Raw genomic sequence first — 17,172 nt, forward strand, 5'->3', positions numbered from 1 at the left:
TCGCACATGACAAAACAATATATAGAGAATCATAGACAATATTTCCTTACAAAAGGCCTTACCGTAATCAATTCGGTCTTTTCTGATGATGAGATTGAAAAGATCGCAAAGAGCATTCGAAATGCTGATAAATCGAGAGAGAATTTCAGAAAATCCGATGACCTTTTTGCTGTAAGACAGTTCCTGAAAGAAATTCCGGAGGTTAAAGATCTGATATTTAACGATACCATTAAAACCATTGTAAGAAAACTCTTCGGAGAAAAGTATTTTGCTGTAAAAAGCATTTATTTTGACAAACCGGAAACCTCAAACTGGTATGTGGCGTATCATCAGGATCTGACAATTTCGGTAGATAAAAAGCTGGAAATGGAGGGTTTCGGGCCTTGGACCACTAAAAAAGATCAGTTTGCTGTACAGCCGCCTCTGTCGTTTCTTGAGAACATATGTACCATCAGGATCCATCTGGATGATACGGATGAATATAACGGAGCGTTGAAAGTTATTCCGGGATCTCACACCAAAGGAATCTACAGACCGGAAGCGATAGACTGGAGTAAGGAAACGGAAAGATTCTGTGATGTACAGAAGGGTGGGGTCATGATTATGAAACCCCTTACGCTTCACGGTTCCAACAGAACTACCGATGGCAGGAGAAGAAGAGTGATCCACATAGAATTTTCTGATATGGAGCTGCCACAGGGACTAAAATGGTCTGAAAAATTAAATTAAAATCAGCTATAAAATGGTATCAGACGAAAATCAATTTCCGGCCATTGATTCAAAAACTTCTAAAGGCTTGACTTTGGCTATTAAAGTTTTTTTTTCAATATTCGCCATATTGACACCGCTGATGATGATTTTAATGGTATGGTTTACCTTAGCTTCAAACAGCATTAAGTTTGAAATAAAAATTTTAATTGTTGTATTAGCGATATTAGTTATTGGTTTATTTGTATGGCTTCTGATGGTACAAATAAGAGAAAAATCAACCACCAAAATAATTCGGGCAACGGTTGACAAAACAGGAATTCATCATTATAGTAATCAGGGCTTAGTAAAATCAATACAGTATAGTCAACTGATGTCAAATCCTGAAAACGGAGAATATGATATTTTTATATATCTTGACCAGAGCGATACTGATATGGATTTGTGTTTTTATGTATTCGATGATGCGGTAAATAAAGTGGTAAGGAAAGCATTATTCATAGAAGGAGATATTGTAATTACTAATGGAAACTCATTAAAAAAACATTTCCTAAAAGGAATTAGTATGTTCAGGCCTGATTTGAAAATTGCGCCCGGTGTCTTGGATTTGTATAATCTAAAGAAAAACTTATAGACACCTATAAAAAATGCACTTCGAAATTGAAGTGCATTTTTTTGATTAGTAAAGATAGAGTTAATAAAATTGAAATTCAGCCATCTTAGATTGCTGTTTTCCAGTTTCTTTACCATTAATTATTTAACAGAAATCTCATCAATAAAAATATAAGACTCACCGCCAGCTCCCTGATGCCATTCCGGAAGCTTTCCGAAGTAGTACGCTTTTACCTTGATGTATCGGGTTTCCGTCGGAAGAATTTCTGTTCCGAAATCCCTGATCTGTACTTTTTCATCTTTAGGATCTATGGTAGTATCTAAAGTTTTCAGAAGAACAAAGTCTTTTCCGTTCATGGAAGCATAATATTCCACTTTTTTAGGCATCAGGATCCAGGCTCTGCTGTCCTGAAGATAGGTGGATGATAATTTAGTAATCTGTTGTGGAGATTTTAAATCGATCACTGCTTCAAAATCCTGTCCCTGATAGCCGTGCCATTCACCCTTTCTCCAGTTCACATCACCGTTAATGCCGTCGATCAGAGCCAGTTTTCCATTGGCGGTATATTGCGGGTTAACTTTTGAATTGATAGTAATATCCCAATAATTGGGTCTTCTGTTGAAATTGGCTACAGTAACAGAGCTTTTTTCTCCATTTCTTTCCGAATAGGCAAGAACCTGAGTGGTTTTGCTGATGGTGAAAGGTCCTTTATAGGCTGTGAAGGTTTTTCTTACGTTAGCATCGCTTTCGCTTAGGGTCATATAATAGACTTTATCAGCAGGGTTCAGTGGAGTGATCTGTACTTTTGCGGAAAAATCGAAGATCCTGTCGGAGGCAATAACTGGTGCCGGAGTCAGCTGTGTATATTTAAAATCTTTTGACGGCTTGCTGTTTTCAAAACCTAATTTCTGCAGTTCGGATCTGCTGGTGTTCTTGCTGATCACTTTTGTACTGCCGTCTTCCAGATGAATTTTAACTTCATCAAAATAAGGTGTAGTTGTCTGCCATTCAGGCAATCCCGGCGTTACAGAATAAATTCCCATTGAACTTAATATATACCAGGCGCTCATCTGACCACAGTCTTCATTTCCGATAAGCCCGTCCGGCGTATTTTTATAAAAATGATCAAGGATATATTTAATCTTGGCATCTGTTTTTTCCGGTTTCCCCACATAGTTGTATAAATAAGCAATGTGGTGGCTTGGTTCATTCCCCTGAGCATACTGCCCCATCAATCCTGTGATGTCTGCCTGCTCTCTTCCCGTTGTTTTATCCGGTGCCGCAAAAATAGCATCAATGAACTGTTCAAATTTTTCCTTTCCGCCATGAGCTGCGATCAGTCCCGGAATATCCTGTTGTACCGAATAGGAATAATGCCATGAATTCCCCTCTGTGTAATTATTGTTGACTTCCGCCGGATCAAAAGGTTCATACCAGTTTCCGTTCTTTCTCGGCTGCATAAAGCCGTTGTTCGGATTGTAAAGATTTTTCCAGCTCTGGGAACGCTTCATGAAATACTGATAATCTTCTTTTTTGCCTAAAATCTTAGCCATTTGTGCAATACACCAGTCGTCGTAGGCGTATTCTGCCGTTTTTGAAACACTCTCGTGTTCATCATCAATACTGATGTAATTATTCTGTTTATAAGCATTTAAGCCAAAAATATCCAGCATGGCAGAATTTTTAGACGCATTGAATGCTTGTTCATAATCAAATCCCAGAATGCCTTTCGCCATCGCATCTGCAATTACAGAAACAGAATGGTAGCCAATCATGCATTCCGTTTCATTGGAAGCCAGTTCCCAAACCGGAAGTTTTCCGCCCTGCTCATACTGCTTGATAAAAGTATTGATGAAATCGGCTGTTCTCTTTCTGTCGATCAGTGTCATCAGCGGATGAGCAGCTCTGAAAGTATCCCAAAGCGAGAATACAGAATAATAATCAAAGCCTGCTGTTGTATATAGCTTATTGTCTCTGCCTCTGTATTTTCCATCCACATCCATATTGATATTCGGTTGGGTAAAAACATGGTAAAGAGCTGTATAAAAGACAGAAAGTTTATCCTTATCATCAGATTTTACTTCAATTTTTGACAGTTCCTTATTCCAATCTGTTTCGGCTTGCTTTTTTACGGTTTCAAAATCATTGGATTTTCCTTCTGCCATCATATTTTTTTCCGTTCCTTCATAACCTGTGGGGGAAATAGCCACTTTTACGCTGATCTTTTCTCCTTTTTTAACATCTCCCGAAAATGCCAGAGCCAGTTTTGTTCCTGTGAAAAGCTTGTCTTCCTGCTTTCCGTTAACCTCTTTCTTTGAGATTTTCATTGGTTTTGAAAATTCAATTCTGGCGTAGATATACTGATTGGCTGCCCAAGCTTCACTTCTTCTGAAAACTTCAATAGTTTTGTCATCAATAATCTTTACTTCACCTTCCAGCAGTTTATCCCTGTGGTTGAGGTCCAGAATAATATTAGCCTTACCCGAATTATTAAAAATATATTCATGGTAACCAACCCTTTTGGTGGTGGTCAGGCGAACATCAATATTGTTTTTATCTAACTTGACGGAATAAAATCCTGCAGAAGCCTTTTCATTTTTATGCGAAAATTTTGAAGAATAATCTTTGTAATTAAGGCTTGCATTTCCCATCGTAGGCATCAGCATAATATCTCCGTAATCCGAAACCCCTGTTCCGTTGAGATGCGTATGCGAAAAACCATAGATCACAGAATCTGAATAATGATAACCGCTGCATCCGTCCCAACTCCCGTCTATCCTTGTATCCGGAGAAAGCTGAACCATTCCGAACGGAACAACGGCTCCGGGAAAGGTGTGGCCATGACCTCCGGTTCCTATAAAAGGATTTACATATTGGGAATAATTCTGGGAATAGATAATCTGGGCAATACATAGTGAGAAAACTGCCAGGCTTTTTTTCATATCATAATTTTATATCAACGAATATATTGAAAAAACGGCAGAACGGAATGTAATAAAAGAAGACCGGAATTGTGAGAAGCAGGAATAAAACCTGTGCATATTTCGCAGGATTAAGTTTTGGCTAAAGCCGGATGAATGGTAAAAATATAGTGGTTAATGGGCTAAAGCCCATTCCTATTGAATTTATATGGATTGCTTACACCTTTTAATCTTAAGACCTAAACTTCTCCTTCAAAAAGGTCATCCAAATAATTTTGCTGATGAACTTCCGTTCGGTCTGTCCCCAGGAATTTTTTCCAGGCTCTGGACTCATGATATACAATGCCCATTTCCCAAACACAATATGTGGGAAGATGAATTTTATTCCTGTCCCAGACTTCAAATTTTCCTGAGCCATCATAATAAACGCTTTCCCATAGTTCGTTTTCGCTCCTCCATGTGCAAACCAATAACAGGTAATGCTCACCGCATCTGTGCATAATGACAAAACCCAGGTCATCTTTATTCTGGAAATTTTCCTCCGCATTTTCGATGCAGGTTTTTGCATTGATAATATCCTGAGCAGAAACTGCAGACAGATCTTCGGCAAGGTCATACCATTTGAATCTTGTCTTTCCTGGCACAAAAATACCTTTGGGAGATGCATATTTAGAAGGATAGCTGTTGGTATTCATAGGTTATTTTTATGGTAATAAATTATATTGTAAGAATGAGGATAATAAATATAAAGGTAGAATTTTTGTAATCTTATTTATCACATCAGGTTATAGATTTTATTGATTCTAAATTGTCGAAAAAATACGTAAATTTGTGAACAATTTATATTTAGTATGTTGACGAAAGAAAAGGTTCAAGATTTCCTTAAAGAGATAGAAGTAGACGATTTGGTGAATAACTTTCAAATCATGGGTAATGATGTTTATATTGACATGACTGCCCATTCACCGGCAATGCACGAAAAGAAAAAGCTGGAGGCAGCTATGAAGCAGGCTTTTGCCAGTGAGTTTGGAGAAGATATTAATCTGAAATTAAAAATTGTTTCTCCGGAGCCCAGCGAGATTCAGCAGAGCCAGATTAAAGGTAAGCAGATTGCAGGAATTCAGAATATTATAGCTATTGCTTCCGGAAAAGGAGGTGTAGGAAAATCTACAGTGGCTGCAAATATGGCAGTTACTTTAGCTAAAATGGGTTTCAAAGTAGGATTACTGGATGCCGATATCTATGGACCGTCTGTTCCTACGATGTTCGATACGGAAGGTGAAAAGCCGATCTCTGTAGAAGTTAACGGTAAAAGTATGATGAAGCCTGTAGAAAATTACGGGGTGAAAATGCTGTCTATAGGATATTTCTCAGGAGCCAATCAGGCTGTAGTTTGGAGAGGCCCTATGGCTTCCAAAGCTTTGAACCAGATGATCAGAGATGCAGCATGGGGTGAACTTGACTTTTTATTGATTGACCTTCCTCCGGGAACGGGAGATATTCACTTATCCATCATCCAGGAAGTACCTGTAACCGGTGCTGTAATTGTGAGTACCCCTCAGCATGTAGCATTGGCAGACGTAAGAAAGGGGATCGCAATGTTCCAGATGGAAAGTATTAACATTCCGGTTCTTGGATTAATCGAAAATATGGCGTATTTTACGCCGGCAGAACTTCCTGATAACAAGTATTACATCTTTGGACAACAGGGAGCTCAGTATCTTGCTGAAGATCTGGGGATTCCGGTATTGGGAGAGATTCCATTGATCCAGAGTATCAGAGAAGCGGGGGATGTCGGAAGACCGGCTGCGCTTCAGGAAGGGTCTAAGATTGCAGAGATCTACACCGAAACGGCAAGAAATATGGTGGAAAGTCTTGTGGAAAGAAATAAAAACCTTCCGCCTACAGAAGCTGTAAAGATTACCACTATGGCAGGATGCTCGCCGAAAGCTAAAAAATAATGATTTTCAATTAAGTTTGAAAAAACCGAATTGAACTAAAGAAATATGGAAACAAATATAACACACGAAGATACAGTAACGAGAGTAATGGAAGCTCTGGAAAGCATCAGACCGTTCCTGAATAAGGATGGAGGCGATATCGAGCTTATTGACGTGAAGGATAACCAGGTTTTTGTAAAACTTTTGGGTAACTGTTCCGGGTGTTCGCTGAATTTTTCAACCCTGAAACTGGGCGTAGAAAATACCATTAAGCAACATGCCCCGGAAATTGAAAAAGTAATCAATGTAGAGTAAAAAATTACACGAAATATTTTTTTAAGACAGGTTTTTTCAGCCTGTCTTTTTTTGTGCTCCCATTTCCTGATACTATTTTTAAGGATTATGTTTGATGAGTATTTTAACGTTCCACGATTTACACTTATAGCTGTCTTTTATACTGATTTTTATTGGCTTTATTTATTTTTTTTTAATTATATTTGTTAAAAACGCATCTTATGTTTGAATTTCTGCAAAACTTAGAACCACTGCAACAGGGGTTCTGGTATACAGCCATAGCAGCTAGCCTTATCTTTCTAATTCAAACGGTTCTTACTTTTGTCGGAGGCGGCCACGGAGATACAATTCATGCTGATTTTAGCGGCGACAGCCATGCTGACAGTCCTTTTCAGTTATTTTCTTTCAGAAACCTGATCAATTTCCTTTTAGGATTTGGATGGAGTGGTGTAGCATTCTACGGTTCAATAGGCAACAAGTCACTGTTGATTTTTGTTGCAGTGCTTGTAGGAGCCGGATTTATATTTCTGTTCTTTATTCTTATCATGCAGATCCTTAAACTTACGGAAGACAATACGTTCAAGATGGAAAACCTGATTGGAAGGGCAGGAGAAGTTTATCTTACCATTCCTGCAGATATGAGCGGAAAAGGCAAGATCACCATTTCTGTGAACGGAACCAGCCACGAACTTCCTGCAATGACGGAAGCAAAAGAAAATATTCCGTCCGGTGACTCTGTGAGAGTCACTTACATCTATGACAAGATTCTTGTCGTTTCAAAAATTTAATTATTATCAACCATTTTATAAAAACTATTTATGGCAATACCAGGAAGTCTTATTTTAACATTAGTTATTGTACTTGTACTATTCGTCACATTTTTGGCCCTTATCTCTAGGTACAAAAGATGTCCTTCGGATAAAATTTTGGTTATTTACGGTAAAACAGGCGGTACCTCAGCAAAATGTATCCATGGAGGTGGTGCTTTTGTTTGGCCCGTTATTCAGGATTTTGCTTACCTTGATCTGAAACCCATTTCTATAGAGGCCAATCTTACCAATGCCCTGTCCAGACAGAATATCCGTGTAGATGTACCATGTAGATTCACCATCGCCATTTCTACAGAACCGGATTCTATGGGAAATGCAGCAGAAAGATTATTGGGACTGGCTCAGGAACAAATCCAGGAGCTTTCCAAAGATATCCTGTTCGGGCAGCTTCGTTTGGTGATTGCTACGATGACGATTGAAGAAATCAACTCAGACAGAGATAAATTTTTAGACAATATTTCTAAAAACGTAGATACAGAATTAAAGAAAATCGGTTTAAAGCTGATCAACGTGAACGTAACGGATATCAGAGATGAGTCCGGATATATTGAAGCTTTGGGTAAAGAAGCAGCGGCAAAAGCTATTAACGAAGCTATTATTAGTGTTGCCGAGCAAACGAAGATCGGGGAAACTGGAAAAGCAATTGCCGACAGGGAAAAAGATACTCAGATTGCAGAAACCCAAAGAGACAGAGACGTAAAAATTGCCATCACGCAAAAAGATAAAGAGATCAGTATTGCAGCGGCCATAAAAGATGAATCTATCGGTAAGGCGGAAGCGGAAAAAGAATCCAGAATTGCCACCTCACTAGCAAATTCTATTGCAGTAAAAGGGGAGAATGAAGCTAAAATTACCATAGCCAACTCTGATGCCGAAAGAAGAGAAAAAGAGGCGGAAGCATTAAGAATTGCCACTGCGGCAGAAAAAGTACAGGCCGCAAGATCTTTGGAAGAATCTTACCTTGCTGAGCAGAAAGCGGAAGCCGCAAGAGCAGAAAGAGAACGTTCTACGCAACAGGCCAATATTGTAGTCCATGCAGAAATTGCAAAACAGAAAGCCATTATTGATGCGCAGGCTGAAGCTGAGAAAATCAGATTACAGGCAAAAGGGGAAGCAGATGCTATTTTTGCTAAAATGGAAGCGGAAGCAAAAGGTCTTTATGAAATCCTGACCAAGCAGGCTGAAGGTTACGATAAAATAGTACAGGCTGCAGGAGGGGATACCAACAGTGCCTTCCAGTTACTGTTAATTGAAAAACTTCCTGAATTGGTTAAAACCCAGGTGGAAGCCGTTAAGAATATTAAAATCGATAAAATTACGGTTTGGGACAGTGGAAACGGACAGGACGGAAATGGTTCTACCGCTAATTTTGTTTCAGGAATGATGAAAACAGTACCGCCGCTGAACGATCTGTTTAATATGGCTGGTCTTAATTTACCCGAATATTTAAAAGGAAAGCCAGATGAGTTACAGAAAGAAGTTGTACTGGTTCCCGAGAAGAAAGAGAAAAAGAATTTTGATGATATGAATCCGGAGCCTGAAACTCCGAAAGCGTAACATTAAGATAATGGATATGCCTCGGGCGGAAAGCAAAGCTTTCCGCCCGAGGCTTTTTATTTTAAAATAACTTTTACGTGGTGATCTGCAAAAATCTGAAGTATCTTATCAAATTTAGTTTTAAATATTTTTTTGCTTCTTTGATGATTAATCCAGGTTAATTTTGACATAGTTTTTACGCCAAATCCTCCGCAGAGGCAATCATTCAATGCCCCAAATCCACGTCCGAAATATCCGCCAATACCGTTAACTTCTTCTCCTAAAGTACAGAAGAAGCCATCTAAATTATGAAATTCATTTCCGTCGATCTGAATACTGATATTTTCTTTTACCTGGCCTATTGTCGTTGTGTGAAGGGCATAAACAAGCCAGCCCTGTAATTCTTCTTTCCTGAAACTTTTCCAGATATTCTTTTGGACAATTTCATTATTGAGCCTCATTTTCCAGGCTTTATGATAACCTGGAGGATGATACCATATTTGTCCCAATAAAGTGATATTATTTTTTTGGGACTTTACTATTCTGATATTGCTAATAAAAGTCTTGGTTACAATAGATTTTTTATCATCAAGCAAACAGATGAAACCGTTGTTTTCATAGATTTTTGCGGCATTTTCTATTGCTGATATCAGATTAGAAACGTTATCAACATTAATGAGCCGTACGGTACGGTAAATAATAGCCGCAGGGCTTTCAATATTTTTTACGTTGTCAATAAGGGCAATGATTTCCAGTTCTGTTTCACTGTCAAAGGCAAATCCAAACATATTTTTTAATTATTTCAGGGCATTAGTAAGGGAGTAAATTTACTGAATTTACAAGTCAAAAAAAAAGCCCCGGAAATCCAGGGCCTTTCAATCAACTCAATCAGATATTCTATTTTACAATAACTCTCTTGATGTGACCATCTGATGTTTTCACAAGGTAAACGCCTGCAGAAAGCTTTGAACTATCTATTGTTAAAGCATTTTTCTCCTTTCCAAACATTTTCCCGGACATATCGTACAGCTCATAATCCTGTGCCCTGTTGAAGTATAATGTATTTCCTTTCGTTACAGGATTAGGAAATACATTGAATGTGGCTTTATCTGTTTTTATTTCTCCGGTTCCTAATGTTATAGGAGAAGCAACTTCGTACAGTGATAATGTTCCGCTGATTTCGTTGGCAATAATCACATAGCCTTTTCCGGTTGTTGTATTTCCCGGAGCGATGTAAGTGATGCCTTCAGGTCCATTATCACCACCGTAAGCTGAGGTAGAACGGGAATGCTTGTAATCCGTAAACGTAGGATTATTGGGATCAGTAATATTATAAACCATTACTCCTCCGGTTCTTTCTAAAGTGATAAAAGCATAAGTCTGTCCATTGATGGTGCCCAAGGCAACCCCTTCCGGTTCAGGACCTTTGGCACGGCTTCTGTTTTTAACACCGTTGCTTTCATTATCAGCATTAAAAATAAGTGGATGCTTTGCGAAAATGTATCTTTCAAAACGGTCACCGCTGTCATACACCAACTGTTTTGTATCTGCATTGAAAATAGAGAACGAACGTGCTCCCAAAGCTGAGATCTCTTCAAATTCTGAGTCTGCATCTGTATTTCCTGTCGCGCTGGAAACCCTGAATCTTCCTAAATTATAGGAAGCCTTTAGAACAGATGCCTGGGGAAACAACACAGGATCTAAAGTATAAGTATTAGCCCCAACTGTTGTTCTTTCACTGTATCCGGAAAGATCTTTTTCATCCCCTTCATTGGCTGTGACGATATAATTGGTGGTTCCTATTTTGTAATTCTGCACTGCATCAGGAATGTAGTAGGCTTTTACAGGCCAGTTGGCGATCAGTACCTCACCATTATTATCCGAAGCATCAAAACCATTACCCGGAAGGCTCATATCTTTCTTACCTAATCCCCAGATTCCTGTAATTGCTTTTGTGGCTAAATTGATTTCGGCGATTGCATTATTTTCCTGTAGCGTTACCCATGCTTTCTGGCTGTCTGAACTTACCGTGACATATTCAGGTTCCAGATCCTGGGAAAGAGTATTGTTTGTTCTCACTTTTCTCAGTCCCGTTGCCATCAAAGCGGCTGTCTGAGAATCGAAACTGTTAAAATTAAGGGTTGTAACATTACTTTGCGTAAGATTTCCGATACCACCCGAGATATCAATGATGCTGATCGTTCCCTCAGGATCTGTGGTATAGGCATCATTGGGCTCACCCTCATTAGCCGTGATCACTTTTGTTCCGTCCGGAGTGAAAGTGATCATATCAGGAAGAGCACCTACAGTGACTTGTTTCAGGAAATTTCCGTTAATATCAAAAAAGACCACAGAACCGTTCTGTTGTGGATCTGCATTCGGGGAAGCCGTTGCAATGATTCCGTTTTTAACAGCGATACTTGTGATTCCTCCATAAGGGGCCATATTCACCGTTCTAACTACAGAAAGAGCATTAGGATTAGTGAAATCAATAATATCAAAAACATCCGTGATCGAACTGATGGTAAATAATTTCTGGCTGGCCGGATCATGAACGACAATCTCCGTAGAACTGTTGTTATTTCCTGAAGGATCAAAACTTCCGACATAGTTCAGCTGAATCTGCCCTGAAGGAACCGGTGCAGGCTTATCATTATCCACAATATAAGCAGTGGCTGTATTATCTCCGGAAATAGCCGTTCCAGTTGGATTTTCAAGGCTTACCATGAAATATTCTGCCTGCTGTTCTTCCATCGTATCATCAGTGATCGGGATATTGACTGTGTAACTTGCTGTAGAAGGTGTAATATTGATCGTCTGATTGGCTAAAGTGAAGTCATTGCCGTCTGCCGTACTGAACGGTGCCGGCTTTACCACAAGATTGACTGTAGCTGCGGAAGGATTGATTACATTGATCTTGAACGCGAGAGTTCCTGCATTTTCATTAACCTTAATGAAGTTTTTATCCAGAGAAACCGTTGTTACCGCTGTAGCAAAGGTACTGGAAGTTATTGTTGTTACTCCATTGTCACTTATATCCTCAACCGTATTGGGTTTTAAAGCCAGGTAATAGGTCTGTCCGGGAGTAAGTGCTGTTGTCGGAATTACTGTAATCTTATTACTGTTAAAAGTTGTAGTGAAGGGAACCTGAGTGCCTGAAGCATTTCCAATACGGAACTCTACAAGGCTTTGTGCATTAGAATCGTTGATCGCGGAATTATCAGTAAGTCTTACATTTTCATTGAAAGAAATAGTTGGGTTTACCGAAATGGAAGCATTATTTGTGTTGTGAGCAGGAAAATAGGCAGTCGTTGGAGGTGTAGTATCTATTCCTCCGGTAGCGGTGCCATCTACTGTAAAATTGTCAAAACGGTTATTTCCTCCCGTTCCACCTCCTGTGGCGGAAAATTCTACTTTTAATTTAAAATTCGGATTGTTGGAAACTCCTGAAACTGAAGAAAAATCAAAAGTGATCAGTTGAGGATCGGTATCTTGAGGATTAACAGTCTGATACGGAACAAAAGTAGTTCCATCTGTCGAATAAGACCAGGTCTGAGTTCCTGCCCCCTGACCGGATCTTCTTGTTGTAAATTTTACAATAGCATTTTGATACCCTGTTGTAGGAAGATTAAACTGTAAAGCTCCCCCGATTGGATTGTTGAATCGTAAATGGGTTCCGGAAGGATCGCCGTTTCTTGTATTTAAATTGGCAATACTGAAATTTTGTCCTGTCCCACCTGCAAAATCGATTTCGCTGGTCCCGCCTGCTACAGCAGTAAGAGATCCGCTGACCAGAGTGGAAGAGGGAGTTGTAATAGATGTAGCTGAAACATTGTTGTTGAAATTCCAGTAATGGATAAGTGTCTGTCCGAAAAGTCCGCCCTGAAGGAAAAATGTGGCAATGACAGATCCTTTTAATAGGTAATTGTGGGTCATTTTTTACTTGCATTAGATGTATGCAAAAATGAACTTTATATACGGCAAGTATTTTAATGGAGTTTTAAGAAATGTTTAATAAAAAGGTAACAGTTATTGTGAAAAGTCAAAATGGAAAGAAAGGTATATGAAAAAAAGGCAGATTTGCAAACCAACTGATCTGCTTTCTAGGTTTCTTTTATTTTTACTGTTTACTCAGTTACCTTGCTTCCTGAAAGATTCAGTGTTTTATCTGCAGAAGTTTTCCCTTCCATTGGATGTTTCTGCATATAGAAATACCCTGAAACAGCCATCAGAACCAGGAGGATAAAAACAACAAGAACTATTCTTTTTAACATGTCTCTCATATAGCTAAATTTTTAATATCCCTAATTTCCAAGGTAGATGTAGGATAGCCTCTATGTACGGCATTGATCATTGCTCTACCTACTTCATGTAAAGTTAATGATTTTGAAGGTAATAAAACAGGAAAAACCCAAATAAATGGTTTAAAGAACCATTTCACATTAATCTGACCTTCAACGGGTTTCATGAATCCGGGGCGGAAATTGAAGGCGTTTCTGAAACCCATTTTTTTCAAAGCATTTTCTGTCCTGCCTTTTACCCTTGCCCACATGAGCTTTCCGCTTTCTGTACTGTCCGTAGATGCTCCTGAAACATAGTTGAAGACCATTTCCGGATTTTGGTTCAGAACTGCTTGGGCAAAATGAATCGTAGTATCGTAGGTGATTTTCGTGTAATCTTCTTCGCTCATTCCCACGCTGCTGATTCCTGCACAGAAGAAACAGGCATCATAGCCTTTAAGATTTTCATCATTCAGAGATATGGACAGGAAGTCCGGAACTAAATATTCTTTGAGTTTAGCATGTGTTTTTCCGGAAGGCTTTCTGCTTACACTTAATATTTCGGAAACATTAGGATTTTCAAGGCATTCCATTAGAACACCTTCACCTACCATACCGGTCGCACCTGTAAGAATTATTTTAATCGGATTCATTTTTTTCTGTTGATATTATGTATGACGTACTACGTTTAGTTTTACTTTAAATGTACAGTAAAAATTTTACAATTTGAAAGATAATACTAAAGAGTAGCTTTAGAGGATGAAACCTTCCGTCATTGTAAATGATGTGAGCAATCTTTTAATAATCTTAATCACTGGGATACTTTTAATGTTTTAAAAATTTAAAGATTGAGATTGCTTCAATGACATAAAAATAAAACCAGCCAAATGATAGCTGGTTTTCAAATAATATAGAGTAGAAATTTACTTTTTTTCGTGCAACTGGCTGTAGATATTGTGGATAAGCCCATCAGCTACAGAAATTTTGGGAACAAATATCCTGTTGATATCCGACCAGGACATGACGTTATTGAAGATCCTGAGAGCATGAACCAGAACATCGGCTCTGTCTTCTCTGAGGGTATGCTTGGTCATCCTTTCCTCTACAGAAAGCTCATTAAACTCCTTATAAACCTTTTTAAGATGGGAAAGTGTCATCGGTTTGCCGTCTTTAGTCTTACTCATCGAGAAAACCTTATTGATATTTCCTCCGGAACCAATAGCTACCACAGGCTTTTTACTGACTATATTCTTTTTGATCTCATCCTTCATTTCCTGCCAGTTTTCCGGAGTTACCAGATTGTTTAGAAGACGGATGGTTCCGATATTGAAGGATTTTTCGTAGACCATTTTTCCGTTTTCGTAAAAAGTAAGTTCCGTGGAACCTCCTCCCACGTCAATGTACAGATAGGCAAACTCTTTATCAAGACCTTCAGCAACATGGTTTTCATAGATAAGGGTAGCTTCCTCGTCACCGGAAATAATTTCTATATTGATTCCCGAAGTTTCCTGAACCCGTCTGATGATTTCATTTCCATTGGAGGCATCACGCATGGCACTGGTGGCGCAGGCACGGTAATGCTCTACTTTATAGATCTTCATAAGGTCGCTGAAAATTTTCATAGAATCGACGACCATTTTTTCTCTTTCCTCACCAATCATTCCCATGGTGAAGACATCCATACCCAACCTCAAAGGAATTCTTAAAAGATTTAGTTTTATAAATTCAGGTTTCCTGTTGCTGATCTTTACTTCATTGATCAGAAGTCTGGCGGCGTTGCTTCCTATATCTATCGCTGCAATCTTCATTTTTTGCTTGTTTTAGCTTTTAAATATTTGTAGGTTTCTATTTGAGAACGGCATTCCTTTTTATCATTCCTCACATACTCGTTGCTCAATTTTTTGTCTAAAATACGAGCTTTTACGTTATCTCTTAACTGAATGTCGAGAATATCTTTCAATTCCTTCTTCAGTTCCTTGTCTGTGATCTTTGCAGCCGCTTCAATTCTGTAGTCCAGATTTCGGGTCATCCAGTCGGCAGATGAGATGTAAATGTCTTCTGCACCTTTATTATAAAAATACATAACCCTTGCATGCTCCAGGTATTCGTCGACAATACTTATTGCCTTTATTTTTTCTTTAAACTCTTTTTGATTGACGGGGCAGTAAATTCCTCTTACGATCGTTTTTGTAATGACTCCGGCTTTTGCAGCTTCGTAAAGCTTTTCAATAAGGGCTCTGTCACTCATGGAATTGGCCTTAACGATGATCTCTGCCCTTCTTCCTGCTTTGGCTTCTTCGATTTCCTTATCTATCTGGTGAACGATCTTTTCGCGCATGAACTGTGGACAGATCATTAAATTTTTACAGGTTTTCAGAATCGGAAGAAAATCATCTTTTGGTTTTTTCAGGACATTAAATACTTTATTGATATCCGCCATGATGCCACGGTCTGAAGTCATCAATAAATGATCACCATATATTTTTGCCGTTTTTTCATTGAAGTTCCCGGTGCTTACAAAACCATACTGGAGTGTTTTATTGTGTGCTCTTTTTTTGATGACACAAAGCTTAGCGTGTACTTTTTTATTCGGGAGGCCTACCAACACGGTAATTCCCTCAGGCTCAAACATTTCTTTCCACTTAAGATTGGATTCTTCATCAAACCTTGCCTGAAGTTCCAGCATGACCGTTACTTCTTTACCATTTCTGGCGGCGTAGATCAGGGCATTGCTAATCTTTGAGTTGCTGGCAAGGCGATAAGCAGTGATCTGGATAGATTTTACATCCGGGTCCATGGCAGCTTCGCGTAAAAGATCGATTACAGGATTATATTTGTGATAAGGAAAAGTAAGCAGAACATCTTTTTTTAAGATAACATCAGTCACTCTTTCTCCGTTTTCAAAAGCCTGATGGGTAAAAGAAGATCTTTCCTCTGGTCTTTCATACGTTTCAAAAACATCAGGAAAATCCATAAAATGTTTAAAATTATGAATTTTTCCTCCCGGAATAATGCTGTCTTTTTTTGTTAAATTCAATTTTCGGATAAGAAGTTCCAGTAAAGCCTTGTCCATATCCTTATCAAAAACAAAACGGGTAGGTTTTCCCTTTCTTCTGTTTTTAAGTCCCTTTTCTATTTTTTCTGCAAAATTGGTCCGGATATCATTGTCAAGATCCAGTTCAGCATCTTTCGTTACTTTAAAGGCATTGGCAGAAAATTCGTCATAGCCAAAATAAGAAAAAATATGCGGAAGGTTGAATGTAATAACATCTTCAAGCAGCATAACGTTTTTTTCTTCCGGATCTTCCGTAGGCAGCAGGACAAATCTTCCTACAAAACGTGACGGAATTTCAATAATTGCATAATTGCTGGAATACTGCCAGTCTTTTTTTCTCATGGCGACACCCAGATAGAGGCTTTTATCCCTCAGATAAGGCATCGGAGTATTTTCATGAAGCAGGATAGGGATCACATTGGATTCTACTATTTCATCAAAATATTGTCTCACGAATTCCTTCTGTTTGGCGGTCAGGTTCTTAGAGGTTTTAATAGAAACCTTAAGTCCCGCCATTTCAGCTTGAATATGCTTCCAGGTTTTATCAAAATTCTGCTGTTGTCTGATCACAATTTCGTTAATACGCTGAAGAATCTTTGATGGTGGCTGATAGAAAGATTCAGCGATTACTTTTTCTTTAAAATCCATTGCCCGCTTTAACCCTGCCACACGTACTCTGAAAAATTCATCTAAATTGTTGGAGAAAATTCCCAGGAAGCGTATTCTTAAATGTAAGGGGACATTTTCATCCATAGCTTCCTGTAAAACCCTTTCATTGAAAGCAAGCCATGTAATATCTCGCGGATTGAAGTGTACTGACATTCTAAAGTTTATATTTTATCAAAAATAGCAATTCGTACAGTTTAATCTGATATTTCTAAGGTTAAACTTTGATTAATTTTTTAATATTCTCAATGTTCAAACTGTCTTGAATAGTACAATTTAACATAATCTGGCGGATGTTGTTTACTTTGACCATTTTTGATTCTGTCATT

General features: G+C 38.6%; 14 protein-coding genes. 6 read left to right on the forward strand and 8 right to left on the reverse strand.

Annotated elements, in window-relative coordinates; genetic code table 11:
• Window positions 1-6: 6 nt before the first annotated feature.
• Window positions 7-729, forward strand: coding sequence for a phytanoyl-CoA dioxygenase family protein (locus DRF61_RS10390; RefSeq protein ID WP_111956686.1), 723 nt, complete (start codon window positions 7-9; stop codon window positions 727-729).
• 13 nt (window positions 730-742) lie between these two features.
• Window positions 743-1,342: a hypothetical protein gene (locus DRF61_RS22625; RefSeq protein ID WP_146897086.1), complete on the forward strand. Its 600-nt coding sequence runs from the start codon at window positions 743-745 to the stop codon at window positions 1,340-1,342.
• 119 nt (window positions 1,343-1,461) lie between these two features.
• On the opposite strand, the gene DRF61_RS10400 is transcribed toward DRF61_RS22625, so the two are convergent.
• Together DRF61_RS10400 and DRF61_RS10405 are read right to left on the reverse strand one after the other, a co-directional pair.
• Window positions 1,462-4,263, reverse strand: a complete 2,802-nt coding sequence (locus tag DRF61_RS10400; protein WP_111956690.1) for a GH92 family glycosyl hydrolase — start codon at window positions 4,261-4,263, stop codon at window positions 1,462-1,464.
• Between the two features lie 218 nt (window positions 4,264-4,481).
• Complete coding sequence (locus tag DRF61_RS10405) at window positions 4,482-4,937, reverse strand: hypothetical protein (RefSeq protein ID WP_111956692.1); 456 nt, start codon at window positions 4,935-4,937, stop codon at window positions 4,482-4,484.
• A 156-nt stretch (window positions 4,938-5,093) separates the two neighbouring features.
• Between DRF61_RS10405 and DRF61_RS10410 the strand changes: the two genes are divergently transcribed.
• The 4 genes from DRF61_RS10410 (at window position 5,094) to DRF61_RS10425 (ending at window position 8,863) form a co-directional block, all read left to right on the forward strand.
• The gene (locus tag DRF61_RS10410) at window positions 5,094-6,203 is read left to right on the forward strand and encodes an Mrp/NBP35 family ATP-binding protein (protein ID WP_111956694.1); all 1,110 of its coding nucleotides are present in this window, start codon (window positions 5,094-5,096) and stop codon (window positions 6,201-6,203) included.
• Window positions 6,204-6,248: 45 nt separating this feature from the next.
• Window positions 6,249-6,497 (forward strand): NifU family protein, encoded by a 249-nt coding sequence (locus DRF61_RS10415; RefSeq protein WP_002977212.1) that lies wholly within the window; start codon window positions 6,249-6,251, stop codon window positions 6,495-6,497.
• Window positions 6,498-6,697: 200 nt separating this feature from the next.
• The gene (locus DRF61_RS10420) at window positions 6,698-7,264 is read left to right on the forward strand and encodes an NfeD family protein (protein ID WP_111956696.1); all 567 of its coding nucleotides are present in this window, start codon (window positions 6,698-6,700) and stop codon (window positions 7,262-7,264) included.
• A gap of 30 nt (window positions 7,265-7,294) precedes the next feature.
• On the forward strand, window positions 7,295-8,863 hold the full coding sequence (locus tag DRF61_RS10425; RefSeq protein WP_111956698.1) for a flotillin family protein: 1,569 nt from the start codon (window positions 7,295-7,297) through the stop codon (window positions 8,861-8,863).
• A 56-nt stretch (window positions 8,864-8,919) separates the two neighbouring features.
• On the opposite strand, the gene DRF61_RS10430 is transcribed toward DRF61_RS10425, so the two are convergent.
• From DRF61_RS10430 to ppk1, 6 genes are all read right to left on the reverse strand, one after another.
• A complete protein-coding gene (locus DRF61_RS10430; protein ID WP_111956700.1) occupies window positions 8,920-9,630 on the reverse strand; it encodes a barstar family protein in 711 nt (236 codons plus the stop codon).
• A 109-nt stretch (window positions 9,631-9,739) separates the two neighbouring features.
• Window positions 9,740-12,778, reverse strand: coding sequence for a choice-of-anchor I family protein (locus DRF61_RS10435; protein ID WP_111956702.1), 3,039 nt, complete (start codon window positions 12,776-12,778; stop codon window positions 9,740-9,742).
• Between the two features lie 191 nt (window positions 12,779-12,969).
• Window positions 12,970-13,125, reverse strand: a complete 156-nt coding sequence (locus tag DRF61_RS22630; RefSeq protein ID WP_157963378.1) for a hypothetical protein — start codon at window positions 13,123-13,125, stop codon at window positions 12,970-12,972.
• Window positions 13,122-13,775 (reverse strand): NAD-dependent epimerase/dehydratase family protein, encoded by a 654-nt coding sequence (locus DRF61_RS10440; RefSeq protein WP_111956704.1) that lies wholly within the window; start codon window positions 13,773-13,775, stop codon window positions 13,122-13,124. The genes DRF61_RS22630 and DRF61_RS10440 overlap by 4 nt, the downstream gene beginning before the upstream one ends.
• 270 nt (window positions 13,776-14,045) lie before the next feature.
• On the reverse strand, window positions 14,046-14,930 hold the full coding sequence (locus tag DRF61_RS10445; RefSeq protein WP_111956706.1) for a Ppx/GppA phosphatase family protein: 885 nt from the start codon (window positions 14,928-14,930) through the stop codon (window positions 14,046-14,048).
• Window positions 14,927-16,999, reverse strand: coding sequence for a polyphosphate kinase 1 (gene ppk1 / locus DRF61_RS10450; protein WP_111956708.1), 2,073 nt, complete (start codon window positions 16,997-16,999; stop codon window positions 14,927-14,929). Before ppk1 ends, DRF61_RS10445 begins: the two co-directional genes overlap by 4 nt.
• Between the last annotated feature and the right edge of the window lie 173 nt (window positions 17,000-17,172).

Source organism: Chryseobacterium lathyri (assembly GCF_003290185.1).
Taxonomy (GTDB): Bacteria; Bacteroidota; Bacteroidia; order Flavobacteriales; family Weeksellaceae; genus Chryseobacterium; species Chryseobacterium lathyri.